The organism is Myceligenerans pegani (assembly GCF_014892515.1).
In the GTDB taxonomy this organism is placed as follows: domain Bacteria; phylum Actinomycetota; class Actinomycetes; order Actinomycetales; family Cellulomonadaceae; genus Myceligenerans; species Myceligenerans pegani.
In genome coordinates this window covers 122,606-146,923 of sequence record NZ_JADBGR010000057.1, presented here as the reverse complement: position 1 = coordinate 146,923, position 24,318 = coordinate 122,606, and the positions used below count along the sequence as shown (strand labels likewise).

19 protein-coding genes are annotated in these 24,318 nt (G+C 73.4%); 8 read left to right on the top strand and 11 right to left on the bottom strand.

The window, feature by feature from the left end; genetic code table 11:
- Window positions 1–44 precede the first annotated feature (44 nt).
- Complete coding sequence (locus IIE03_RS05835; RefSeq protein ID WP_192861791.1) at window positions 45–956, top strand: sulfotransferase family protein; 912 nt, start codon at window positions 45–47, stop codon at window positions 954–956.
- Here IIE03_RS05835 and IIE03_RS05830 read toward each other — a convergent pair.
- The gene (locus IIE03_RS05830; protein WP_192861790.1) at window positions 940–1,815 is read right to left on the bottom strand and encodes a hypothetical protein; all 876 of its coding nucleotides are present in this window, start codon (window positions 1,813–1,815) and stop codon (window positions 940–942) included. The two genes, IIE03_RS05835 and IIE03_RS05830, sit on opposite strands and share 17 nt — an antisense overlap.
- Before the next feature lie 178 nt (window positions 1,816–1,993).
- Between IIE03_RS05830 and IIE03_RS05825 the strand changes: the two genes are divergently transcribed.
- A complete protein-coding gene (locus IIE03_RS05825) occupies window positions 1,994–2,980 on the top strand; it encodes a sulfotransferase family protein (RefSeq protein ID WP_192861789.1) in 987 nt (328 codons plus the stop codon).
- A 9-nt stretch (window positions 2,981–2,989) separates the two neighbouring features.
- Here the strand turns inward: IIE03_RS05825 and IIE03_RS05820 are convergent, their stop codons facing one another.
- Genes IIE03_RS05820 through IIE03_RS25660 form a run of 3 tightly spaced genes read right to left on the bottom strand, consistent with a single transcriptional unit; the run spans window position 2,990 to window position 6,869 of the window.
- Window positions 2,990–3,847, bottom strand: a complete 858-nt coding sequence (locus tag IIE03_RS05820) for a glycosyltransferase family 2 protein (RefSeq protein ID WP_192861788.1) — start codon at window positions 3,845–3,847, stop codon at window positions 2,990–2,992.
- Window positions 3,844–4,812: a sulfotransferase family protein gene (locus tag IIE03_RS05815; RefSeq protein ID WP_192861787.1), complete on the bottom strand. Its 969-nt coding sequence runs from the start codon at window positions 4,810–4,812 to the stop codon at window positions 3,844–3,846. Before IIE03_RS05815 ends, IIE03_RS05820 begins: the two co-directional genes overlap by 4 nt.
- Before the next feature lie 38 nt (window positions 4,813–4,850).
- Entirely contained in the window at window positions 4,851–6,869 is a 2,019-nt protein-coding gene (locus tag IIE03_RS25660) for a tyrosine-protein kinase domain-containing protein (protein WP_225997307.1), read from the bottom strand.
- A 225-nt stretch (window positions 6,870–7,094) separates the two neighbouring features.
- On the opposite strand from IIE03_RS25660, the gene IIE03_RS05805 reads away from it, so the two are divergent.
- Entirely contained in the window at window positions 7,095–8,366 is a 1,272-nt protein-coding gene (locus IIE03_RS05805; protein WP_192861786.1) for a hypothetical protein, read from the top strand.
- Here IIE03_RS05805 and IIE03_RS05800 read toward each other — a convergent pair.
- From IIE03_RS05800 to IIE03_RS05780, 5 genes are all read right to left on the bottom strand, one after another.
- Entirely contained in the window at window positions 8,318–9,322 is a 1,005-nt protein-coding gene (locus IIE03_RS05800; RefSeq protein WP_192861785.1) for a glycosyltransferase, read from the bottom strand. The genes IIE03_RS05805 and IIE03_RS05800 overlap by 49 nt on opposite strands.
- Entirely contained in the window at window positions 9,319–10,128 is an 810-nt protein-coding gene (locus IIE03_RS05795) for a glycosyltransferase family 2 protein (RefSeq protein WP_192861784.1), read from the bottom strand. The genes IIE03_RS05800 and IIE03_RS05795 overlap by 4 nt, the downstream gene beginning before the upstream one ends.
- An 87-nt stretch (window positions 10,129–10,215) precedes the next feature.
- Complete coding sequence (locus IIE03_RS05790; RefSeq protein WP_192861783.1) at window positions 10,216–11,769, bottom strand: sugar transferase; 1,554 nt, start codon at window positions 11,767–11,769, stop codon at window positions 10,216–10,218.
- A 149-nt stretch (window positions 11,770–11,918) separates the two neighbouring features.
- Window positions 11,919–12,620 carry an LPXTG cell wall anchor domain-containing protein gene (locus tag IIE03_RS05785; protein WP_192861782.1) on the bottom strand — a complete coding sequence of 234 codons (702 nt, stop codon included), beginning with the start codon at window positions 12,618–12,620 and terminating at the stop codon, window positions 11,919–11,921.
- A gap of 144 nt (window positions 12,621–12,764) precedes the next feature.
- Entirely contained in the window at window positions 12,765–14,696 is a 1,932-nt protein-coding gene (locus IIE03_RS05780) for a DUF4012 domain-containing protein (RefSeq protein WP_192861781.1), read from the bottom strand.
- A gap of 169 nt (window positions 14,697–14,865) precedes the next feature.
- Between IIE03_RS05780 and IIE03_RS05775 the strand changes: the two genes are divergently transcribed.
- A complete protein-coding gene (locus tag IIE03_RS05775; protein ID WP_318842823.1) occupies window positions 14,866–15,522 on the top strand; it encodes an arsenate reductase/protein-tyrosine-phosphatase family protein in 657 nt (218 codons plus the stop codon).
- A 22-nt stretch (window positions 15,523–15,544) separates the two neighbouring features.
- Window positions 15,545–15,784: a DUF2530 domain-containing protein gene (locus IIE03_RS05770; RefSeq protein ID WP_192861780.1), complete on the top strand. Its 240-nt coding sequence runs from the start codon at window positions 15,545–15,547 to the stop codon at window positions 15,782–15,784.
- 98 nt (window positions 15,785–15,882) lie between these two features.
- Here IIE03_RS05770 and IIE03_RS05765 read toward each other — a convergent pair whose 3' ends face one another.
- The gene (locus IIE03_RS05765; protein WP_192861779.1) at window positions 15,883–16,680 is read right to left on the bottom strand and encodes a DUF3027 domain-containing protein; all 798 of its coding nucleotides are present in this window, start codon (window positions 16,678–16,680) and stop codon (window positions 15,883–15,885) included.
- Between the two features lie 22 nt (window positions 16,681–16,702).
- Window positions 16,703–17,080 (bottom strand): cold-shock protein, encoded by a 378-nt coding sequence (locus tag IIE03_RS05760; protein WP_192861778.1) that lies wholly within the window; start codon window positions 17,078–17,080, stop codon window positions 16,703–16,705.
- A 324-nt stretch (window positions 17,081–17,404) separates the two neighbouring features.
- On the opposite strand from IIE03_RS05760, the gene IIE03_RS05755 reads away from it, so the two are divergent.
- The 3 genes from IIE03_RS05755 to IIE03_RS05745 all read left to right on the top strand — a co-directional run bounded on the left by IIE03_RS05755 (window position 17,405) and on the right by IIE03_RS05745 (window position 24,267).
- Complete coding sequence (locus tag IIE03_RS05755) at window positions 17,405–19,789, top strand: helicase-associated domain-containing protein (RefSeq protein WP_192861777.1); 2,385 nt, start codon at window positions 17,405–17,407, stop codon at window positions 19,787–19,789.
- 94 nt (window positions 19,790–19,883) lie between these two features.
- The gene (locus IIE03_RS05750; RefSeq protein WP_192861776.1) at window positions 19,884–21,560 is read left to right on the top strand and encodes a DNA repair helicase XPB; all 1,677 of its coding nucleotides are present in this window, start codon (window positions 19,884–19,886) and stop codon (window positions 21,558–21,560) included.
- A gap of 94 nt (window positions 21,561–21,654) precedes the next feature.
- Window positions 21,655–24,267, top strand: coding sequence for a TPM domain-containing protein (locus tag IIE03_RS05745; protein WP_192861775.1), 2,613 nt, complete (start codon window positions 21,655–21,657; stop codon window positions 24,265–24,267).
- The last annotated feature ends 51 nt before the right edge of the window (window positions 24,268–24,318 follow it).

The following is a 24,318-nucleotide window of genomic DNA, read 5'->3' as shown; positions in this document are numbered from 1 at the left end:
CCGCCGACGTGCGCTCCCGGCCGGTGCCGGTCAAGGTAGTGAGCATGTCGATCGACCCCGCGCCCTGGGACGGGCACCGTCTGGTGTTCATCGGCGGGATGCACCGCAGCGGCACCACGCTCGTCGCGGACATCCTGGGCACGGTGCCCGGCAGCTCCGGGCTGCGGAACACCGGCGTGCCGATGGACGAGGGGCAGCACCTCCAGCGCGTGTACACCGGCGCGCGGGGCCGGATGGACCGGTGGGCGTACGCCCCGGAGGCGCATCTCACCGAGCACGACGCGACGCCGCACGCCGCCCGGGAGCTGTGGGACGCCTGGGCCCCGTACTGGGACCGCGACGCGCGATTCCTCGTGGAGAAGTCGCCCCCGAACCTCACCAAGATGCGGTATCTCCAGGAGCTGTATCCCCACGCGCGGTTCATCGCCGTGACGCGCCACCCGGTGGTCCAGGCGCTGGCGATCCGCAAGTGGGCAGGGCTGCGCACGGGACGCTACGGCGTGGGCCTGCCCCGGCTGGTCGGGCATTGGGTGCACGCCCACGAGGTCTTCGCCGACGACGCCGAATGCGTCGAGAATCTTCTGGTGGTGCGGTACGAGCACCTGATGCGCGAGCCGGGCGACGTGCTGGGGCGGGTCGCGGAGTTCCTCGGCACGCCGCCGATTCCCGCCGACGCCGTCGACGTGCACCGCAGCGACACCTACGAGCGAGCGTGGCACGCCACGTGCTCGGGCGTGCTGCGCCGCGCCGCCGGGCACCTGCGGCGGGCCGGCCGCCGGCCGTGGCGCGCACGTCAGGCGGTGGCCCGGGAGATCGCCGATCCGGCCCTGCTGCCGCGCTACCGCCGCGAGATCGCCGACCGCTACGCGGCCCGGATCGCGCGCCTGGGGTACGACGTCGACAACCTGCACGACGCCGCCCCGTGGGGCGTACGGGCCCTCAGTCGTAGATCCTGAAGTCCGGGTTGAACAGCGTCGGCCGGTCGGGGAAGAAGCGGCGACGGACCACCTCGTTCGTCGCCGCGAAGCGCTCGTAGAACCGGACCGCCTCCGTCCGGCCCACCACCGGCCCGTCGCCTCGGAACAGCCGCTCGACCGCACGGGCGACCGGCGCCCGCACCGGGTTCTTCCGGCCGAGCACGAACCGCGGCAGCACAATGTTGACCGCTCCGAGCACGCGCAGACCGCGCGGGCTGAGCGACGGGTTCGCCGGGCGCGCCGGTGGCTGCAACGGCACCGGCAGGCCCGCCACCTCCCGGAAGTCCTCGAGGACGCTCCCGCCCGCGAGGGCGCCCTTCTCGTAGATCCGGACCCGGACACGCTCCTGCCCGAACACGCTCGCCCACCGGTTCACCAGGGCGCCGTAGTCGAAGAACCCCGGCTGCGCGGGTTCGCCGGAGAAGGGGTCCCCCGCCGGCAGTCCCGCCTTGAGCCGCGTGCTGTACAGGCTGAGCGCCGCCTCGTGCTGCGGACGCAGGTAGACGACGACGGTGATGTCGTCGCAGAACCTCGCGAGCAGGCGGCGGAGGGTGGCGACCTCGGCGACGCTCCGCAGCCGGCTCTGGCAGTGCTCGCTGCTCAGCAGCAGGACGTCCGGATCCCACGACGCCAGCTCCTCGGCCAGCCCCTGCGTCACGGCCTCCCGGTGCGCCGGGACCTGGTCCGGGCTCGTCACGTGCGCCCAGCGCCGCAGGTCGTCGATCCGGTGCGGGTCGGCCGCCGCGGTCACGAGCCGCGTATGGCTGGCGACGCGTCCCGAACGCAACGACGACGGATAGCAGACGCCGTGCCGTCGCAGTTCGGCGGTCTGATTCACCAGGGCGGTCTGAATGGCCGTCGTACCGGTCTTCTCCGCGCCGATATGCAGAATGCCGCGTGGAATTCGGCCCATGTCCGAGGACGTTACCGACCCGTCCGGATTTGCGCGCCCGCTACCGGTGATCGCATTTCCTCTGCGGATGCACCACGTCCCGGACCGCGTGAAACTTGATCCGATGAGCAGCCACAGCCACCGCCGGGAAGCGGTTTTCGTCGTCGGCTCCGGCAGGAGTGGAACGAGCACCATCGCGGGAATTCTCCGGCGACTCGGATGCCACGTTCCCACGCCGGAGGTCGGGGCGGACGAGACGAATCCTCGCGGCTTCAACGAACCGCAGTGGATGGTCGACCTGCACGACGCCGTTCTCCGGCGCGCGGGCGTCGCGGTCGCCGACCCCCGGCCGGGCGCGGCGACCGACGTCGAGCACGCCGCGGCGAACGCGGGGACCGCGGCGGCGGCCGCGGCCTGGCTCGACGAACACTTCCGCGTCGCCGACCAGCTCGTGCTCAAGGATCCCCGGCTGGTCTGGTTCCTCACGCCGTGGCGCCGCGCCGCCGGCACGGCCGGCGCGCGAGCCTCCTTCGCGACGATGCTCCGGCCGCCGCCCGAGGTGGTGCGCAGCAAGTCCACCTACTACGGGCCGCAGCGGGACGCCGACGGCATCGCGATGTGGGTCAACGGCATGCTGCACACCGAGCTCGCCACCCGCGGCGCGCCCCGCGCCTTCGTCCGGTACGACGAGCTGCTGTCGAACTGGCGCGACCCCGTCGGCCAGGCCGCCGGCACGCTCGGGATCCGCCGCGCGCTGCGGCACGACGCCGAGGCCACGGCCGCCGTCGACGCGTTCGTGGACCCGGACCTGCGGCGCGTCTCGGTCACGTGGGACGACCTGTCGATCCCGCCGTACCTGCGCGACGTCGCCGAACGCACGTGGGACCACCTGTCCACGCTGGCCACGCCGGACGGGGACACACCCGCGACCTACCCGGCCGCGGACACCCTCCGCGCCGACTTCGCCCTCGCCTTCGAACAGCTCGACACCGCCTCGGCCTACCGCCGAGCCCGCAAACTCCTCCCCCGCCGAGCCCTCGGCGTCATCCCCCCACAACTCCGCAGCAGACTGGGCCGCGTCGCCAGACGGGTCATAGCGGACCGAGTGTGACGTCTGGCCTCAGACGCAGAACGTCCGCTCCCGCCAGCTCCCCACCACGCGGCCGGCGCGGTTCGCCACCAGGCCGATCCCCCGCCGCCGCTGCACCCCACCTCGTCCGCCGACGAGGATGAACACCACAGCACCCCCCACCACCAGCGGCACCCGCCATGGCGCGGGACGCGGCATGCCGTACCGCCGGAACTTGCTGAAGAGCTTCGCGCGCCCTTTGCCGTAGTTGAAGTACTGCCGCGCGATCGCCCGCACGCCGTCGCGCTCCACGTACCGGATCGCCGCGTCCGGGACCGCCGTCGTCGGGAAGCCCGCGAGGTGGGCGCGGTAGAAGAAGTCGGACTCGTCGCCCCCACCCTGGAAGGACTCGTCGAAGCCGCCGATCCGTTCCCAGACCTCGCGCGCGAACCCGCAGTTGGCGCCGAACGGCCGGGGCACGTCGGGCCAGGTGGACCGCTCGACGCCGCTCTCCCGCACGGTCACCGTCCCGTCGGGCAGCTCGCGGATCAGGTCGCCCCCGACGCACGGACCGCCGGCCGCGCGGGCCCGGTCCATGGCGGCGAGCCAGCCCGGCTGCACCTCGTCGTCGCAGTCGCACAGCAGGATGAACGCTCCGCGGGCGTGCCTCACCCCGACGTTCCGCGCGTGGTTGATGCCTCGCACGCAGCCGGCGTCGGCGCCCCGCACCCGCGGGTCCCGGGCCGCGTATCCGGCGACGACGTCCCGGCTCTCGTCCGTGGATCCGTTGTCGGCGACGACGATCTCGTAGTCGCCGTCGAAGTCCTGCGCCAGGAGCGCGTCGAGCTGCCGCGGGAGGTCGCGGGCGCCGTTCAGGCACGGTATGACGACGGAGATCACCGGTCTCATACGCCGATCGCCTCCCGCGTGTCGGCGACGACGGCGCCCAGCGCGCCGAAGTCGGCCCGTTCGTCGCGCAACCTGCTCGACGTCGACCGCCGGGCGAGCGCGAGCGCCTCCGGACTCGGCGCGAGCTCGCACGTCTCCAGCAGGCCCTCGATGGTCTTGTGCGGGTGCAGCGCCAGGTCCTCGTAGCGGACGATCTCGTCGATCTGGTCGCGCGAGGCGAGGATCGAGCGCATCCCCAGGGACCACTCGGTCGCGGCCTTCTCCGCCGGGCTCGGTGCGCGCTCGCCCGCGGCCGGCAGGGCGGCGTCGACGGCCGGGTCGCTGGGGACCAGCTCGGCACGCATGTGGCCCCACTTGCTGTCGCCGACGCCCCACCAGTCCTGGCCGTCGTGGGCGTTGCGCTCGTTCCAGGCCAGGACCGAGTGCACGAAGTCGTCCGGCCGGCGCACGATCGCGACGATCTTGCAGTCGGGGAACAGGGCCTTCAGGAACGGGATCCGGTAGGTCATCTCGGGGTACTTGTCGACCAGCCGGGGGGCGCGCACCACGGACAGGAAGTAGCCGAACAGCTTCTGGGCCCGCGCCCGCACGTCCGGGGTCGCGTCCCGGGCTTCCAGGCGGAACCGCCCGCGCGGTGCGTAGAAGCCGCTGACGTCCTCGTCGCCGCGCACCATGTTCCAGATCAGCTTCGGCTCGTTCAGCCACGCGACGTCCCGGTGCGCGCTGAGCAGCCGACTCAGGTGCGTCGTCCCGGATCTCCCGATGCCGACGACGAAGACGGGCCGGTCCACCTCCCGGATCCCCAGGCGCATCCCCAGGCCGAGGTTCGCCCGGACCACCGGGTTGAACCACTGCCCCCGCACCACGGCGGGCCGGCCCTCGAAGAACACGTAGGCGGCCAGCCGTCGTATCGCCGGCGGGAGGCCGGCCGTGCTCACGTACTCCCGGTTCAGCTGCGCAATCACTCGTCGGGTGCTCCTTGCTCGCCTCGGTGGGGCGATCTTCAGCGGGGAGATCTCACGGGCGGCCATGACATCTGGTCGACCAGGTGGTCCGGCGACTCGCCGAGCTCACCGTCGGCGAACTCACCGTCGGCAGCGGACGCCTGCGCCTCCTTGGGCGGCCACGCCCGGTCGCGCGCGGCCACGTCCCCGAGAGCGGCGGCCGCGTCCGGTTCCGTCGCTTCGGGCTCGGCCTCATCGCCCCCGTCCGTCGGCGTGGGCGGGCTGGCCACTGCGAGCCCGTCGGCCTCCGTCGCTTCGCCGGCCGGCCCGCGCGGCACTGTCACCTGCGCAGACGATTCCGCGGGCTCCTCCCGGTCGGCCGCCGCGGTCTCGCCCACGGCTGCCGCCTCGTCCGTGAGGGTCGCCTCCGGCGAGGCCCCCTCCTCCGGCGCGGGCCCGCCCGGCGGCACGACGGCGGTGGGACGCGCGTCCGCCGTCTCGGTCGTTCGCGTGCCGGGGCGCGCGGCGGCACGACGATCCGTGGCGCCCCGCCCGGCCGCCCGGCGCGGACGCGGGCGCACGGCGTGCTCGCTGAGGCCTGGGGCGCGACGGGCGAATCGGGTCGCACGGCGGCCCAGGCCGGCCGCGCGGCGACCGAGGCGGACGATCTTCCGCACGCCGAACGGGTTCCTCGCGCCGCGATGGCTCCCGACCGGCGGCGCGTCCTCGTCGCTCGAGTAGTAGCGGTACCGGTAGCCGGACCGCTCGGCGAGCTCACTCCGGTTCAGGACCGTGCCGACCAGGTCGGCGTCGACCGTGCGCAGAGCTCCGGCCGCCTCGTGGACGTGCGCCTTGTGCGCGACGCCCGCGCCGACGACGAGGATCGCGCCGCCGGTCATCTTCGCGAGGATCGCGCCGTCGGTCACCGGCAGGAGCGGTGCGGAGTCGATGAGCACGACGTCGTACTCCTTGGTGAGCCGCTCGATGACCCGCACCATCTGGACCGACCCGAGCAGCTCACTCGGGTTGGGCGGGATCTGGCCGGACGGCAGCACGTGCAGGTTCTCGTTGCCCCACGACTGCATGGCGTCGGCGAGATCGACCTTGCCGATCAGCACGGTGGTGAGGCCCACGGAGCCCTCCAGCCCGAGGTACCGCGAGACGCTGGGGCGGCGTAGGTCGCCGTCGACCACGGCGACCCGGGAGCCGGCGTCGGCCAGCGTGATCGCCAGGTTGATCGACGTCGTCGACTTCCCCTCCCCGGGCAGCGCCGAGACGACGACGAAGCACCGCGAGCTGCTCCCGACCTCGAGGAACTGGAGGTTCGTCCGCAGGCGCCGGAACGCCTCGGCGCGCCGGCCGTGCGGGCTCTCGGAGACGATCAGGGGCTGCCTCGGTGTCTCGGCGTCGAAGGGGATCATGCCGATCACGGACGCGCCGGTGATCGCCTCGACGTCGGCCGGGGTGCGGACGCGCGTGTCGAGCAGGTCGCGCAGCACCGCGACGCCGACCCCGAGCACGAGGCCCGCCAGCAGCCCGAGCGCGACGTTGAGCGCGGAGCGGGGTGAGACGGGCGCCTCGGGCACGGTCGCCTCGCGGATCGTGCTGATCTCGACCGGCGAGGTCTCGCTGCCCTCGTCGGTCTCGAGTTCCGGGACGACGGTGGCCAGGCTGTCCGCGATGCCGTTCGCCACGCCCGCGGCGACCGACGGGGACTCGTCCGTGACGGCGATGTTGATCAGGACGGTGCTCTTGGGCCGTTCGGCCGAGACACGGGACGCGAGCGACGCCGGCGTGTCCGCGAGGCCGAGCTCCTCGATCACGGGTTCCAGCACCCGAGGGCTGGTCACCAGCTCGGTGTACGAGGTCACCTGCTCGGCGGAGAAGTTCCGGCCCGCCACGAGCGAGCTCACGGAGTCCTCCCCGCCCCGTACGGAGACGAAGACCTGGGACGACGCCTGATAGCGCGGCGTGGCCAGCACGGTCACCACGACCGCGAGCACGACGGCGACCGCCGCGGTCGCCGCGATGGTCGTCCAGTACTTGCGGAGCACGCCGAGATATTCAGCCAGTCCCATAAGACCTCCGAGCCGGGAGCATTCAGAAGAATCCGGCGGGAAGAACCGCATCCCGTGCGGCGCGGAAATCACCCGCTTCCCGGTTGGGAGCGTATCCCGACAAGTCCGGGATCGCGCGCCGACGATCACACGACGACGTTCCGGCGACGCCCCGACAATGCGGACTGCGCCGGGCCTGGCTATGGTGGGGCGACATCGGCCGCCCGCGCAAGGAAAGCACCGAGAATGACGCTCGTCGCCCCACCCACGAAGGAGATCGCGGGCGAACCGGATATCAGCCCGCGGGCAGGAAAGCTGATTGTCGCGTCCACCGTCGTGATGATCGTGGGAATGCTGCTCGGGATGAAGCTCACGGGCCGTTTCGCGGTCTCGAACGTCGCACAGATCACCGGGACGCTCCTGTTGTTCATGGCACTTCCGCGGTTGTTGCGCCCGAAGGATCTCGTTCTCGTCGGACTCGGCCTGGCGTCGGTGGCGATCGCCGCGGTCGCGGCGGCCCTCCGGTACGGATACACGGCGTCGCCGTTCCACGCCGGGTACTTCCTGCTCGCGACGATCTACCTGGTGGGGATCTACCGCGCGTGCCGCGAGCGGTCGGCCGGTCCCGCGTTCGCCGAGGGCATCCGCCGGGCGGTTCCGGTCAGCCTCGTCGTGCTGCTGGCGGCCTACGCCCTCGAGATCGCCCAGGGTGTGCGCTTCCCGACGCTCGGGTTCGACGACAAGTCGCACGGGTCGGTGGCCGCGTGCTTCCTTGCCTTCGCGGCGCTGCGGTTCGGCCGCGGCCCGCACCGGATCGTCGTCGCGGTGGCGTTGTTCGGCATCGCGCTGATCACGCCGTCCCGCCTGCCCTACACCTTCGCTCCCTTCTTCCTGCTCGCGCTCTTCCTCGCGTACCGGGAGGTGCGGGGCGGGGCGCGGGCAGCCTGGCAGGTCTATCTCTCGCACCTCGTGCTGGCCACCGCGTTCGCGGCCCCCGCCGCGGTCGCCCTCCTGGCCGGGGACCGGTTCAGCGCCGGGCTCGAGCGCGTGCTCGCCGACGACGGCGCGGCCGTGGCCTCCACGGAGAGCCACCTCGACCTGCTCCTGGCGGGCGCGGAGCTCAAGACGGAGAACCTGTGGAACGTGCTGTTCGGGATCACGCCGGGCGGGTTCGCCGGCGTCCTGTACAACAGCGACGTCGACCTGCGCCTGTACCGGCTGCCCTTCGCCGCGATCGCCGAGGGCACCGCGCCGATGCACTCCAGCCTCGGGTCGATCCTGCTCGAGTTCCCCCTGTGGGTGGCCGTCGGGTTCGTGGTCCTGGCCGTCCACGCGTTCGTCCGCCTGCTGCGCCGCCGGGAGTTCGTGTTCGCCAGCTTCTTCGTGGCACTGATGGCGGCGACGACGTTCTACTCGAGTCACAACGAGCTCTTCTTCGTGATGTGCCTCGCCACCGTGCTGGTGCTGGCCTACTCGCCCGGACGCGACCTGCGCCGCCAGGCCAGCCCCGCCGGGTAGCCCGCCATCTTCGCCAGATCACCCGTGACCACCACGGCCGGGACCGCCGTCAGGAGACGCAGCGTGGCGAGCGCCCCCGGCGGACGCCGCCGCCAGGCCCGGCGGAAGAACTTGGCGCAGTAGCCGAGGAAGCCGAGCACGAGCAGGGGGCGGACCACGGCGGGGTACGGGCCGAGCCACCCCGCGATCCCCGCCAGGTAGGCCCCGTAGCGCAGCGCGTGCCGCCTGGGCCAGAGGCCGGACTTCCCGTCGCCCCGTGCGTACCGGTAGTACTGCTTCGCGTAGGCGCGCCAGGTGTCCCGCGCCGACCAGCGCGCGACTGCGCCGGGCGCGAAGGCGAACCGGAGTCCGTCCCGCTTCATCGCCAGGTCGAACACCAGGTCCTCGCAGTAGTCGAGCCACTCCGGATAGCCGCCGGCGGCCCGCCACGCGTCCCGGGTGACGAGCAGCGAGCGGCTCGACGGGAGGAACGTGTCCGGATCGATCTCGTCGCGCAGCGGCATCAGCACCGTGGCGAACAGCCGCTCGCTCCACGACGTCCACATCGGCTCGAAGAATCCGGCGACCACGTCGACGTCCTCCCGTTTCGCCGCCACCAGCGCATCGAGCCATCCCGCGTCGAGGCACGTGCCGGCGTCGGTCACGGCGATGAGCTCGTGCTGGGCCCGCTCGATCGCGAGGTTCCGCCCCTCGGAGATGTTCGCGCCCGGTGCCTCGATCACCGTCGTCTTCACGGTGGCGGTCGCACCCCAGGACTCCAGGATCGAGACGGTCGCGTCCGTCGAGCCGCCGTCGACCACCACCACCTCGTCGGGCAGCAGTGTCTGGGCCGACAGCGACTCGAGGAACGCCGGCAGGCCGCGCTCCTCGTTCAGCACGGTCATGACGAGCGACAGCTGCGGGGTCGTGCCCCACCTCCGGCGGGCCCCTCGGGCGCGCGCTGCGCCGCCGCTCATGCCCCGACCCCGATCATGGCGCCCGCCGAGTCGATCCGGTGCAGCTGTTCCGCGCGCCGGCCCACGGGCAGGAGGCAGTACGGGTGCTTCCGGTAGAACCGCCAGGCACCCGCGAGTTCCAGCTTCCACGCGCTCGCCGAGAATCCGCGCCCGGTCTCGCGGCCCCACCCGTGCAGCCACCGCACGTCGCCGTCGACCCGCACGCTCAGGCCCTGCTGCCAGGCCCGCACGCCCAGGTCGGCGTCCTCGTAGTAGACGAAGAACCCGTCGTCCCAACCTGCGAGCGCCTGGAAGTCCCGGCGGGTGATCGCGAGGGCGGCGCCCATCGCCCAGACGACGTCGACCAGCTCGCCCGGCCGGGCGAAACGCTGGTACCGCTCGTCGGGCAGGCGGAACAGGTGCTTGAGCTTCCGCGTGAGAAACGGTGTTCCCCGGCCGTTCTCCTGCGGTGTCCCGTTGGCGTTGACGAGCTGCGGCGCGACGATGCCGCCGTACCGGCGCGCGCCGTCCGCGAGGGCGGCGATCCCGTCCTCCGTGACCGTGACGTCCGGGTTGCAGAAGATCAGGACGTCCGCGTCGACGGTCGCCGCGCCGATGTTGTTGGCCGCCGAGAACCCCTGGTTGGACGGGAGGTCGAGCACGCGGGCGCCCAGTTCGCGGGCGACGCGTGCGGAATCGTCGGAGGACGCGTTGTCGACGACGATCCACGGGTAGGGGCCGAAGGGCTTGCCCTCCCAGAACTCCGCCAGGGCCCGGGCGCTGTTGTAGGTCACGGTGATCAGGGCGACGTCGCCGTCTGTGCCCACGGACGTTCTCCTCGTGTTCGGGGTCGGGATCGGGTGTCTCGGGCGCGGCGGTGTCTCGCCCGCGGCGGCCCGTGGCCGGAGGGCCGCTCAGTACGCCCCGCTCGGCATGAAGACCTCCCGCGCCGTGCGCAGGATGATCCCCACGTCCCCGAGCAGGGACCAGTTCTCGACGTAGTACAGGTCCAGCCGCACGCTCTGGTCGACCGGCAGGTCGTTGCGCCCGCTCACCTGCCACAGGCCGGTCAGCCCGGGCTTGACGTACAGGCGACGCTTCCACATGTCGTCGTACTGCCGCACCTCGTCGGCGACCTGCGGTCGCGGCCCCACCAGGCTCATGTCGCCCTTGAGGACGTTGATGAGCTGCGGGAACTCGTCGATCGAGTACTTGCGCAGGAAGCGCCCGACCCGCGTCACGCGGGGATCGTTCCGCGGCTTGTAGAAGACGCCGGCCTCGGCGCCGAGCGCCTCGGTCAGCCGCGCCTCGGACCCCAGGCGCATGGAGCGCAGCTTGTACATGGTGAACGGCTCGCCGTTCAGCCCGATGCGTTGCTGGCGGAAGAGGGCCGGCCCGCGGGAGGTGAGCCGCACGAGGGCGGCGCAGACGACGAGGGGCACGAAGGTCACCGCCAGGATCACGGTCGCGCCGACGAGGTCGAACGCGCGTTTGGCGCCGTGCTGCGGTCCCGTGTAGCCGGGATGGGTCACCTGCACCATCGGCACGCCGTCGACGGGTGTCACGACGAGCCGCGGGGCGGCGACGTCGGCCAGGCCGGGTACCACCACGAGCTTCGCGCCGGTGGGTTCCAGGTCCCAGGCGAGTTGCTTCAGGGCGGCGGGCGTCGCGCCCTCGTGCGCGGTGACGGCCACGGCGTCGGCGTCGACCCGCGCCGCGACGTCGGCGGCCTGCTCGACGGAGCCGAGCACGGGCACGCCGTCGACCGGCGACGCGGATCCGGCACCACCGCGCACGCACACGCCCACCACCTCGAAGCCGGCGCCGCTCGCCCGCTCGATGCGGCGGCCGAGGTCGCGGACCGCCTCGCGCGATCCGACGAGCACGGTGCGCCGGCGGCACTCGCCCCGGCGACGTCGCTCGTGCAGTCGCCGCTGCAGCAGCCATCGCCCGAGCACGAGCAGCGCGAGCCCGACCGGGAGCGTCACCGCCACGTACGAGCGCGCCAGGTCGAACTTCGCGAGGAAGCAGATCACTGCCACGAGGCCGAACATGGCGAGCGACCCGCGGGTCACGCGCAGGTACTCCTCGCGGCCGGAGCCGATGATCTCGGGTCTCCTGGACCCGGCCAGGCCGAGGGCGAGCACCCATCCCTCCACGAGCACGACGCTCAGCAGGACGTACAGTCCGCCGCGCGGTTCGAGCAGCTCGACCTCGACGGCCCGGTCGAACCGCAGGAAGTATCCGAGGCCCACGCCGAGGCTCACGGCGATCAGGTCGTAGGCCAGCGCCCGCGTGGTGAGACCGTCCTGCCAGCGGGCGGCGGCGCCCCGTCGCGGGCGCGGGATCTCGATCTGGAACGCGTCCGCACCCTTCGCGGGCGACGGCGGCCCGGAGAACTGTTCCTCCAGCGCCCTGGTCTCGCGATCCAGGTCGGGGACCGACACGGTGTTTCTCTCGATCGTCACGATCCATCCCGAGATCACTCGTCCGGCCACCGGGCCGGGCGCGGCGCCCACTGGGGGCACGGCACCCGGCCCGGTGATTGACGTCAGGTAGACCCGGCCCAGCACCACGGCCGGGGAGGAGGCCGCGCGGACGAGCGCGGCCTCCGTGGTCAGGCTCTGCCGCGCGCCCGGCGCGTCACGACGAGGGCGGCGACGCCGACGAGCAGGAGGCCGCCGGCCACCGCCAGATAGGGCAGACCCGTCGCGCCCGTCGCGGCGAGCCCGTCGTCGCCGGGCTGCTTGCCGTCGTGACCGGGCGGGATCGGCAGGACCGTGAAGGCCGCCGGGTTCGCCAGGTCGCCGTCGTCCGGATCGACGAACCTGACCGTGTAGTCGCCCGCCTTCAGGTCCACCATGGTGAGCGTCGCCGGGTCGTCGTCGTTGGCCAGGAAGGCGCCGCCGGCGTCATCCATGGCCACGATCTGGGTGGCGGGCCGGACCGCGGCGGGCTCGGCCGCGGTGGTGCCGACGTTCGTGGTGTGCAGCGCGGTCGTGGTGATCCGCGCGGCCGTCGTGTCCGCGGAGGCGACGGCCACGGAGGCGGGCTCGATCGCGGCGGTGTCGCCGGCGGCACCGTTCATGGTGGCGTCGCCGCTGCCCGCGACGGTCAGCTCCGCGGTGTCGACGATGCCGCCGTCCTCGTCGATCAACTGGAGAAGGCCCGTGGTGTCCACGGCGCAGGACACCGTGGCGTCGACGGGTGTTCCCTCGAAGACCACGGAGTCGCTCAGCGAGATCGTGCACAAGAACTCGTCCGGGCCGTAATCGTCGCCGTTGTCGTCGCCTACGGCGCTCGTTGCGCCGACAGGCATGGTGAGAGCCGCGAGTGTGAAGGAGGCGGCGATAATGCGTCGAAGCATTGCTCTTTTCCCCTGTGTGTTGCGTTCTGCTGCGTGAAGGTGCGTAACAGCACCTGACTCACGGGCCCGAAATGAACTCCTGGCGCCCGCTCCACGTCATTCAGCTCTGCCCAGCAGATCATCCGAGATCGTGATATCTGCGGGCCTGGGGCCCGGAGTAACACGAAGAATGATGTCTCCGGATTGACGCTTCCCGGTGATCATGGCATAGGTCACAGACACTGTCGCGCCGGGCGACAGTTCAATGTCTCGCGAAGCCACCGAGAATTCGCCCTGCTTCTTCGGGGTAAGTCCGATTTCTTGATCGCCCGAATATGCGCCCGCAACCCATCCACCTGCGGGTGCGTACACCAATGAGCGCAGCCGTATCTCTCCGGGATTCTTCTCGCCGTACCCCACGAAGTACTCCGGCATCACCCCGGCCCCGCCCTCGGGAACCCTGGAGGTGTACGTGACCGTCACGTCGAGTTCCCGCGAGCCGTCCCGGCGCTCCGCGACCACCGCCACGTCCACCTCGGTGTCGAGGTAGTAGGCGATCTTGGCCATGTTGATCCCCTGGGTGAACACGCCCACCACCGGGGAGTCGCCGCGGACACCGGTCAGGGAGCCGTCGAGCACGGTACCGGCGAGCCGCCGGTTCACGGCGTCGTCGCTCGACCACACCAGCAGCCGCCCCTGACGCGCGGACTCCGCGAGCGCGGCGATCATGTCCGCCTCGCCGCCCTCGCGCGGGTCGGAGAGCCGATCGAACGCCTGCTTGGCGACGTGCGCGAAGATCATGTCCTGCGCCCGTGGCTCCTCGTGCTCGAAGTACACGTCGTGGAGCAGGTAGTCCGCCAGTTCGTCCGGGGCGACCCGCCGACCCTCGGCGATCTCGACCGGCCCGGTACCGCGCAGCAGCGCCGCCAGTGTCACCGGGTCGGTCGTGAGGACGCCGTCCACCCGCTGTCCCGTCTCGCGCATCCACATCGTCCGTGCCAGCTCAGCCGTCCGCGGGAAGTCCGGCGTCATCGTCACGTTCTGCATCCAGCGCCCGACCTCGCCACCGGCGCCCAGCACCGACCGCTCGTCCGGCGTCAAGGGAAGCACCGGCTCGTCGTACGGGCCGAGCGTGCCACCCGGCAGCTGGTCCGCGAGCGTCACCGTGCCGTCGACGGCGCGCAGCAGCAGCACCGTTCCCGCGATGCCCCCGAGCGCGCGGGGCTCCGCCGGGTTCTGCACGAGGACCAGGTAGTCGCGCGGGCCCTCCGCGCCGAGAAGCGGGGGCAGCACGTCCGCCGCCCGCGCGGCCGTCGCCGTCGTCGACCGGAGGCCGTCGATCTGTGCGCGGAGTTCGGCGACGGCAGCGGTGACCTGCGGCAGCATCGCACCGTCCAGCCGCCCGACCCGCTCGGCCGCGAGTTCCACGGACCGGTCGGCACGGACGACATCGGGCGCCACCTTGCGGAGCGGCTCCAGGTCGATCCGGCCGTCCCGGGGGGCGAAGGTCCCGGGATCGACGAGTTCCGCGCTTCGGGCGAGATCCGGCAGGGCGCCCCGCGCGAGCTCGTCGACCACCTCGGACATCGTCGCGATCGCCTCGGCCGTAGGGCCGGTCCCGGGCAGTTCCCGCGCCACGGACCAGTGCGGCCCACGGGTGGCGTCATGCGCGCGACGCGCGTCCTCCTGGATGCCGGAGAGCCGCGCCTCGAGTCCGTCGGTGTCCCCCGCGAGGACGTCCTCCCGCAGCGCGGTGACACCGGCGGCCGCGTCGGACAGCGCGGCACGCGCCCGGAGGGCGTCGACGGCCGCCCAGCCGACCGTCACGGCGAGGAGGAGCAGCGCGACGACGGCCGCCCACAGCACGATTCGCAGCGCGCGGCGGCGTCTCCCGTTCCAGAAGGGCTCTCGTCGGCGCGGCGGCCGCGCCGGCGCCCCGTCCGGCAGTTCCGGCGCGCGCTCGAGGAGCTCGGAACCGGACCGACGAGCCGGCTGCGCCGTGAACTGCGGAGCGCCCGCCCATTTGTCGCCCCATCCCGGATGTGTCACAGGCCCCCCTGCCTGGAATTCAGAACTCGGTCCGCATTTCCGCCCCTCGACATCGGAGTCCCGATCGGACAGACATCAGACATTCGGGCGGATATCCCCGGCGGAATACACCGTTGCGCGATACGTTACCGGCGGGTCCACGACCAGTCCTGCGCAAGTGTGATCGCCTGTGGACAACACGACCGCGCTCTGGTTCTGCACCACCATGACGCGAAGAGTCCCCGACGAGAAGGTCCGCGCCCCCATGCCGTACACCGTGCTCACCGTCTGCACCGGGAACATCTGTCGCTCGCCCGCCGCCGCGGCCCTGCTGGCCGGCCGACTCGACGATTCGGTCCGCGTGTCGAGCGCGGGTACCGGCGCCCTGGTCGGCCACCCCGTCCCCGAACGGATGGCCGAGCTCGTGGCCGCCGCCGGAGGCGACGTCAGCCGCTTCGCCGCCCGGCAGGCGACCCCCGAGATGATCCGGGAGGCCGACCTGATCCTCGCCCTCACCGTGCGACACCGCGCCTGGGTGGTGGACCAGGTCCCCGCGGCCGTCCGCCGCACCCTCACGCTGCGCGAGCTCGGCCGGCTCGTGGGCACGATCCCGGCCGGCGCGTTCGATCCCTCGGCGCTGCCCGACGACGCCGCCCGGCTCGCCGCGCTCGTCCCCCTGGCCCTCGGCGAGCGCCCCCGCCACGCGGGAGCCCGGCACGACGACGACGTCGTCGATCCCTACGGGCGCCCAGCGTCCGCCTACCGCGCCTCGTTCGACCAGATCACCGAGGGCCTGGCGCCACTGCTGCGCGCGATCAGGCCGCGGCCCCGCTGGCCGTCGCTCTGACGCGGCTCCCTAGACTGGTCCCGTGCCCACCATCGTCGAGCTCCTGGCGCATCCGGAACGGCGTCGCCCCAGCCCCCCGGCCCCGCGTGCGAACCTCGCGCGCGTCCTCCTCGCCGGGATGGCGGTCTGGGCGGTCGCGCTCGTCGTCGCGCTCGTGATGGCCCTGACCGGCGCGGCGAGCTGGTCCGCCGTCGCGATCTGCGGCACGGGACTCGCCCTGGGGGCGCCCGGCATCCTCTGGGCCCGCCGACGCAAGGCCTGACGGTCGGACCCGGGTCGCACGCGCGGCTGCCGGGCCACGCGCCGGCACCATCACGCTGCGAAAGCAGTCCGCACCGTCCCCGGTGCCGACCGCCTCGATCAGTCCTCGGCGCCGACCGCCTCGATCGCACCGTCGTCCACCAGCGGGGCCTGGTCCGGCCAGTCGCTCGCGCGGGTCTCGACGTCGGTCTCCGAGTGCGCCCCGCAGCCGTGGTCGAGCGAGACGACCTTGCCGTCGTCGGGCGACCACTCGTTCGCGCAGACGCCGAACAGCTGCCCCATGGGACCGGCGAGCGGGATCAGGAAGCCGCAGCTGAGGCACTCGGACGCGGAGGCCACCGCGCCGGCCGACGTCGGACCGCGCGAACCCCGGTACCACCGCTCGGCCGCCGCGTCGCGGCCCTCGGGCGACAGCACCCGCGCACGAGCGAGCGCGAGTTCGTCGATCGCCACCTCGTCGATCTCGGGGTCACCGGTCGGCGTGAACCCCGGCTCCAGGCGCGGATCGTCGGCGCGGAACGGCAGCACGTCGCCCGAGCCGATGTCGCCGGGGCGCAGGCGCTCGGACCACGGGACCCAGGCCGGGGCGAGGATCGCCTCGTCGCCGGGCAGGAGCTCGACCTCGGAGACCGTCGCGGTGCGGCCACGGGGGACGCGGGCCACGGTCACGGTCCAGTGCCAGCCGCGGTACCCCTTCATGGTCGCCGCGAAGCGGTGCGACACCACGCGGTCGGCCTCCTGGGAGGTGCCGAGGTGCTCGCCGACGTCCGACGGGTGCTCCGCGACCTCCTGGGCCGCGGCGAGCGCCAGCTCCACGGCACCGTTGAGCACGGCGTCGCGGCTGGTGCGAGTAGTACGGCGAGCGGTGGCGCGCCGGGCGGGTGCTGTCGTCGTCACTGTGGGCCTCACGGGTGGTCGATCAGGCCGCGAAGTCGTCCGCGACCTTGCGCAGCATCTTCGCGATCTGCTCCGAGTTGGCGGGGTACCGCCCTCGCCGCAGGCTGTTCGCCGCGACGTCGAGGAGCTTGTGCAGGTCCTCGACGATCACGGCCATGTCGTCGGGCGGTGTGCGCTTGTTCTTGGCGACCGACGGCACCGCGGTGTCGAGCACGCGGACGGCCAGCGCCTGCGGCCCCTTGCGTCCGTCCGCGACGCCGAACTCGACCTTCGCCCCGGGCTTGGGCACGACGCCCGCGGGCAGCGCGGAGGCATGGAGGAACACCTCGCCGCCGTCGTCGCTCCCGATGAAACCGAAGCCACGATCGGCGTCGAACCACTTGACCTTGCCGGTGGGCACCTGAACCTTCTCCTGCTGCGCGGCGAGAGGGTCTCGCCGTTACGGACTGGGGTGGCCGCAGCTCGTCGACGCACGCGCGGGAACTGCTGACCAGAGAACAAGGTTACCGGTCCGGCGCAGGGTACGTCGCCTCCATTCCCGCGCATCGTCTCCCACAGGTCGGCCCCCGCACATCCCCCGGTAAATCCGCCGCCGAACATCGCCTCCCGCGCATCGTCGTCCTCACGTCGCCCGGACAGAACGGATGAAACGCCCGGACGGGGCGGCTGGAACGGCCGAGCCCGCTTGAGGAAACCCCCAGGTGCGCCCCGTAGCATGGGTGGGATGGCCTCATCGCTCCACGAGGCGCCCGCATCGGCCACCCGGCAATTCGCCGAGGACCTCCGGCAGCGCTCGGACACCGCGCTCGTCGCGCTGTTGCGCGCACGCGGCGATCTGGCCGTCCCGGCCCCCGCCACGCTCCGGTCCCTCGCGGCCCGGGCATCGAGCCACACGTCGCTGGAGCGCGCCCTGGCCCAGGTGGACGCCCTGGTGCTGCAGGTGGTCGAGGCGGTCACGGCGCTGGGCCGTTTCCCGCGCGAGGACGTACCGCACGCACTCGGCGCCGCGGTTCCCGACTCGGCGCTGCCCAGCGCCGCGGCGCGACGGCAGATCGACGACGCCGTCGAGGCCGCGGTGACCGCCGCCCTGCTCTGGGACGACGGTGGCGCGCTGCACCCCTCCCCCGGTCTCGACGAGGTCTTCGGCCACTACCCCGCCGGCCTCGGTCCGGTCCGCGGTGAGACGACCGACACCGACCGGCCCCTGACCGACCGGCTCCGCGCGACGCCGCCGGAGCAACGCGCCGTCCTGGAGGCGCTGGCGTGGGGACCGCCCGTGGGGCGGGTGCCACCGTCGGGTACCCGGCAGCGCGAGGCGGTCGACGAGCTCGTGGGCCACGGCCTGCTGGCCCGGGCCGACGCCCAGCACGTCCTCCTGACGAGAGAGGTGGGGCTCGCGCTCCGCGGGGGCCGGACGCACCGCGCGCCCGCGTTGCGCCCCGAACCCACCGGGCGGGCCGTCCCGGCGGAGACCGTCGCCGCGGAGTCCGCGAGCGCCGCGCTCGAACTCGTCCGGCGCGTGTCCGTACTGCGGTCGGCGTGGTCCGACGACCCGCCGCGCGTCCTGCGGTCCGGCGGCCTGGGGGTGCGTGACCTGCGCCGCCTGGCGGCCAGGCTGGAGTGCGACGAGGAGGCGGCGGCGTTCGTCGCCGAGCTCGCGGCCGAGGCGGGCCTCATCCGGGACGACGGCGAGGTCGATCCCTCGTTCGTCCCGCTGGACGTGGCGTGGTCCGAGCTGGACGACGCCGATCGCTGGGCCGTGCTCGCACGCGCGTGGGTGTCGTCGCACCGCACCCCGTGGCGGGTGGGGACGCGGGACGAGGGCGGGGCGCTGCGCTCGGCGCTCTCTCCCGACCTGGAGCGAGGCTGGGCGCCGCGGTTGCGCGCCGCGGTCCTGCGGGTCCTGGGCTCGAGCGGGAACGCGCTGCCTCCCGACGACGTCGTCGCCGTGCTGACCTGGGAGGCTCCCCGCAACGCCCCACCGTCGACCGCGGTGCGCGGCCTGCTGGCCGAGGCGTCGTGGCTGGGGCTGACGGGTGCGGGTGCGATGTCCCCTCCCGGCCGGGCCCTGCTGGCGGACGTCCCGGACGAGCCGATCGCCGACGCGCTGCGCGGGGTGCTGCCCCCGGAGGTCGGCGAGATCTTGCTGCAGGGTGACCTCACCGGTGTCGTGCCCGGGCGTCCGTCGCGGGAACTGGCGAGCCTGGTCGAGATCGCGGCGGACACGGAGTCGCGCGGCGCGGCCACGACGGTGCGGTTCTCGGCGGCGTCCGTGACCCGCGCGCTCGACCGGGGGCGCTCGGCGGACGATCTGCTCGCCGCCCTCGCCCGGCACTCGCCGGTGCCGGTGCCGCAGCCCCTCGAGTATCTCGTGCGCGACACCGCCCGGCGGCACGGTGCGGTGCGGGTGGGCGTGGCGTCGTCGTACCTGCGCGCCGCCGACGAGGTGACACTCGCCGGGCTGGAGCACGATCCCGCCCTCGCGCACCTGAGACTCGTCCGGCTTGCGCCGACGGTGCTGGTGTCGTCGGCCCCGCCGGCGCTTCTGCACGAGACCCTGCGCGAGCGGGGCGTGGTCTCCGCGCTGGAGGGCCCGGACGGCCGCGTGCTCGACGTGCGCCACCGCCGCCCCGAGGACCCGCGCGGTCCGCGCCCGCCGGCCGCCCGACCGGCCCGCACGATCGCCCACGGGGCACGCGGCGGGACCGACGCCGGCCCGCCGGTCCGCTCCCAGCCCGACCTGTCCGCACTGGTCGCGGGGCTTCGCGCGGCCGACGACGACGCCCACGCGTCGGAGCCCGACACCGCGCGCCCCGGCGACGCCGCGAGACCGCCCGCGCCGCCTCCGCCGTCGGGCACGGACGCGGGCACGGACCCGGGAACACAACCGCACGCCGACGGGTTGGCTCTGCTGCGCGAGGCGGTCCGGGACGGACTGCTGGTCCGGGTCGACGTGGTCGGCGCGGCCGGGAAGCTCGAGCGTCGTACGCTGCGCCCGCTGCGGCTCGACGGCGGCCGGCTGCGCGCCGTCGACCCGGCACGGGACGCCGAGATCACCGTGGCGGTGCACCGTGTCGCCCGCGTCGCGGCCCTCGACGACGGGCCGTAGGTCGCGCGGGCACGCGCGCCGCACGACCGTGACGGAGCTCCCGAGCACGACGGGACGACCCGCCGAGCACGACGGAACGAGAGAGAGAACGCCCATGGCCGACGGCCCGCTCATCGTCCAGAGCGACAAGTCGCTCCTGCTGGAGGTGGACCACCCGCGGGCGGCGGACGCCCGCCGGGCGATCGCGCCGTTCGCCGAGCTGGAGCGCGCTCCCGAGCACATCCACACCTACCGGCTGACGTCGCTGGGGCTGTGGAACGCGCGGGCGGCCGGGCACGACGCCGAGCAGGTGGTGGACACCCTCATCGAGTACTCCCGCTATCCGGTGCCGCACGCGCTCCTGGTCGACGTCGCGGAGATCATGGCGCGGTACGGACGCCTCCAGCTCCAGAAGCACCCGACGCACGGCCTGGTCCTCACCGCCACGGACAAGGCGGTGCTCACGGAGGTGCTGCGCAGCAGGCGGACGGCAGGGCTGGTCGGGGACCGGATCGACGAGGCGGCGGTCGTGGTCCATCCCTCGCAGCGGGGTCACCTCAAGCAGGTGCTGGTCAAGCTCGGGTGGCCGGCCGAGGACCTCGCGGGGTACGTCGACGGCGAGGCGCATCCGATCGCGCTGACGCCGGTGACCACGCCGCGGGCGCCGGGTGAGGAGCCCCGGGAGTGGGCTCCGCGGCCGTACCAGGCGCAGGCCGTGGAGGGGTTCTGGCACGGCGGGTCGGGCGTGGTGGTGCTGCCGTGCGGCGCGGGCAAGACGATCGTGGGTGCCGGCGCGATGGCGAGGGCCGGGACGACGACGCTCATCCTGGTGACGAACACCGTCAGCGCCCGGCAGTGGCGCGACGAGCTGGTGCGGCGCACGACCCTGACCGAGGACGAGATCGGCGAGTACTCGGGCGCGAAGAAGGAGATCAAGCCGGTCACCATCGCCACCTACCAGGTGCTCACCACGAAGCGGAAGGGCGTGTACACGCACCTCGAGCTGCTCGACGCCCGCGACTGGGGTCTCGTCCTCTACGACGAGGTGCACCTGCTCCCGGCGCCGATCTTCCGCATGACCGCCGATCTCCAGGCGCGGCGGCGGCTGGGCCTCACGGCCACGCTGGTCCGGGAGGACGGCAAGGAGGACGAGGTGTTCAGCCTGATCGGGCCCAAGCGGTTCGACGCGCCGTGGAAGGACATCGAGGCGCAGGGCTACATCGCGCCCGCGGACTGCGTGGAGGTGCGGCTGACGCTGCCGGAGTCGGAACGCATGGCGTACGCGACGGCCGAGCCCGAGGACAAGTACCGGCTCGCCGCCTCTGTGCCGGGGAAGAATCGCGTGGTGGAGACGCTGGTCGCGCGGCATCCCGACGACCAGGTGCTCGTGATCGGACAGTACGTGGACCAGCTGGAGGAGCTGGCCGCGCACCTGGACGCGCCGCTCATCACGGGGGCGACGACGGTCCGGGAGCGGCAGCGGCTGTTCGCCGCGTTCCGGACCGGTGACATCTCGCGGCTGGTGGTGTCGAAGGTCGCGAACTTCTCGGTGGACCTGCCGGAGGCGTCGGTGGCGATCCAGGTGTCGGGGGCGTTCGGGTCGCGGCAGGAGGAGGCGCAGCGGCTGGGCCGGATCATGCGCCCCAAGGAGGACGGCCGGACCGCGCACTTCTACGCGGTGGTCGCCCGCGACACGGTGGACCAGGACTTCGCCGCGCACCGTCAGCGGTTCCTGGCCGAGCAGGGCTACGCGTACCGCATCGTGGACGCCGAGGACCTGCTCGCGGCGTGATCGAAGACGGCGTGATCGAAGGCGGGTAGAGGACACCCCGCATATCACCTTTTCTGATTTGCGAGCCCCACGGCACCGGGTGACCATCAATGTCGTGACCCAGACCCCCGCCCCTCCAGTTCATCCGGTTCCGGATGTTCCTCCGGACCCGGAGGCCCACGCCGGGACGGCGTCGTCCCGGCATACCGTCCTCGCGGGCGTCATCGCCGGTGGCGTCCTCATCGGGTTGTTCAGCGCCGCGTTCGCCATCGGCGGGACGACACCGACGGACCAGGCCGAGGCGGACGTCGGCGGGACGCAGCCCCTCGCGTCCGAGCCGACCCCCACCGGCACGGAGCTCCTGTCCGCCAAGGTCCAGGCCGCGACGATGCAGGACATCCTGCCGTCGGCCATGCCGATCGTCGTCGACACGCCTGTCACGGACGAGGCCGGGGTGCTCTCCGCCGAGGAGTACGAACTCGTGTCCGAGGCCGTCGCCGCCGTCGAGGCGGAGACGTCGCTGCGGCTCTTCGTGGTGTACCTCGAGACGTTCGACGGCATCCCCCCGGAGGACTGGGCGGACGCGACGGCCACGAAGTCGGGCCTCACCCCGGAGGAGCTGCTGCTCGCCATCGCCACCACGGACCGCGTCCAGGGCCTGTCGGTCGACGTCAACGGGCCGGTGTCGAGCCGGGAGCACGCGTCGATCATCGTCGCCTCCGAGGACGCGGTGGCCGACGGCGACTGGGCCGGCGCCGCGGCCGACGCCGCCGACGCCGCGCTCGCCACGCGGGAGTCGGGCGCGTCGCCCTGGCTGACGGTCCTGGCGCTGCTCGCCCTCGTCGCGGTCGGCGCGGCGCTGGCGGTCGGCTGGTGGTATCTGCGGCACCGGCAGCCACGGGGCCAGCCGGGAGCGGCGGGAGCGGCGGAGATCGCGAGCGCAGGCGGCGACGGATCTGGCGCCGGGGATGTTCCGGCGGAGGAGACCGCGCGCGTCGGCGCGACCGTCGGCGCGACGGTCACCTCGGCCGTCGCCGGCGGCGAGCCGGCCGGGTCGAAGACGCCGGCCGCTCCCGCGTGGCCCGCGTCGGGCCCGGCCGTGGCCGCACCCGCACTGGCGCCGACCCGGTCCGCGGTCCCTACCCCGGTGACTCCGGCTCGGGCCGGGGTGGTGGCTTCCGTCGCAACGCCGGGCGTGGTCGGCACGCCGTCGGACGTGGAGGACGGCGAACTGTCGGGTGCGGCGCTGCCCGGCGGCGTGGCCGGGCGCGACGTTCCGGGCCGCGACGTTCCGGGCCGCGACGTTCCGGGCCGCGAGGTTTCCAGCGACGCCGCGCTCGATCGCGAGGTTCCCGGTCGCGACGTTTCTGACGGCGGCCCCCGGGACGACGAGCTGTCCGACGACGAACTGTCCGACGACGACCTCGCGGCCCGGGTCGACGACGTGCTCGTCACGCTCGACGACGCGCTGCGCACCTCGGCGCAGGAGTTCGAGCTGGCGCGCGCGGAGTCGAGCGGCGCGATCGTGCACGACCTCCAGGTCGTCCTCGCCGACGCCACCGAGCGGACGCAGGAGGCCTTCGCGTTGCGCGCCGAGCTCCTGGCGGCCGCCGACGGCTCCTGGCGGGACCTCGCGCTCCGGGTGCTGGCGACCTGTGCCGAGGCAGCGACGCTGCTCGACTCGGGCACGGCGCCGCTCGAAGAGGTACGCCGGCTGAAGGCCCGGGCGAACCGCCTCCTGAACGAGTCCTGGCAGCGTGCGGGCGGGCTCGACCGGCAGATCGAGCAGGTGCGCAAGGATCTCGCCGACCTCGCCGAGGAGTTCCCCGCCGACGCGGTGCGCCCGGTGGCCGACAACGCCGAGCTGGCGGAGCGCCTCGTCGAGGACGCCCGCCGGGCGATCGACACGGGCCGCGCCGCGAGCGCCAAGCGGGACCGGGCGTTCGCCGCCGCGACCGCCCGTGGCGCGCAGAACGCGCTGGGCCAGGCCGAGCGGCTGCTCCGGGAGGTGGAGGACACCCGGACCGACCTGACCGAGGCCACGCCGCGGCTGGACAAGGCGGTGGCATCGCTCACCCAGGACGTGGCCGACACCGAGCGGATCGCGGGTGGCGACCCGCAGGCGGCGATGGCCCGGACCACGGCCCGAGCCGCACTCAAGCAGGTCGAGGTCACCCGCGAGAGCGCCGACCCGTTCGCCCTGCTGGCCCGCATCGCCGCGGCCGAGGGCGCCCTGGACCGCGCGCTCGTGCGGCACCGGGACGCGTCGGAGGTCGACGCCCGCGCGGCCGCTCTGGTGCGGGACACCCTCGAGCGTCTCGACGTGCGACTCCGCCAGGTCGACACGCTGATCACGACCAGGCGGGGCGCCGTCGGGCCGGATGCGCGGATGCGTCACGCCGAGGCGGCACGCCTGACGGCCGCGGCGCGGGACGCGCGGGCGCGGGCGGACCGCGGGGCGGCGCTGGAGCTGGCGCACCGGGCCGACACGCAGGCGTACCAGGCGCTCACGGCCGCCATGCGGGACGCCGCCGACGACGGGGCACCCAGCGGCATGCCGCTCGCCGGGATCAACCTGACGCTCGAGGGCCGGCGCGGGCACGGCGCGGGCGCCAGCAACCGTGGCGGCCTGCTGGGCCTGCTCATCCGGTCGCCGAAGCACGTGCGGACGGGCGGGATCGGCGGAGGCTTCGGGGGCGGAGGCTTCGGCTCCGGCCGAGCGGTCTGAGCGAGCAGAGTGTGATCGGCCGGTTGCCGAGTGGCCGACCGGTTGCCGGGT

Excerpts from the sequence above, each read along its gene's own strand:
- IIE03_RS05750 (WP_192861776.1), top strand. The coding sequence starts at position 19,884 with ATGGCCGACGGCCCGCTCATCGTCCAGAGCGACAAGTCGCTCCTGCTG.
- IIE03_RS05755 (WP_192861777.1), top strand. The coding sequence starts at position 17,405 with ATGGCCTCATCGCTCCACGAGGCGCCCGCATCGGCCACCCGGCAATTC.
- IIE03_RS05825 (WP_192861789.1), top strand. The coding sequence starts at position 1,994 with ATGAGCAGCCACAGCCACCGCCGGGAAGCGGTTTTCGTCGTCGGCTCC.
- IIE03_RS25660 (WP_225997307.1), bottom strand. The coding sequence starts at position 6,869 with ATGGGACTGGCTGAATATCTCGGCGTGCTCCGCAAGTACTGGACGACC.
- IIE03_RS05820 (WP_192861788.1), bottom strand. The coding sequence starts at position 3,847 with ATGAGACCGGTGATCTCCGTCGTCATACCGTGCCTGAACGGCGCCCGC.
- IIE03_RS05785 (WP_192861782.1), bottom strand. The coding sequence starts at position 12,620 with ATGCCTGTCGGCGCAACGAGCGCCGTAGGCGACGACAACGGCGACGAT.
- IIE03_RS05835 (WP_192861791.1), top strand. The coding sequence starts at position 45 with ATGTCGATCGACCCCGCGCCCTGGGACGGGCACCGTCTGGTGTTCATC.
- IIE03_RS05805 (WP_192861786.1), top strand. The coding sequence starts at position 7,095 with ATGACGCTCGTCGCCCCACCCACGAAGGAGATCGCGGGCGAACCGGAT.
- IIE03_RS05800 (WP_192861785.1), bottom strand. The coding sequence starts at position 9,322 with ATGAGCGGCGGCGCAGCGCGCGCCCGAGGGGCCCGCCGGAGGTGGGGC.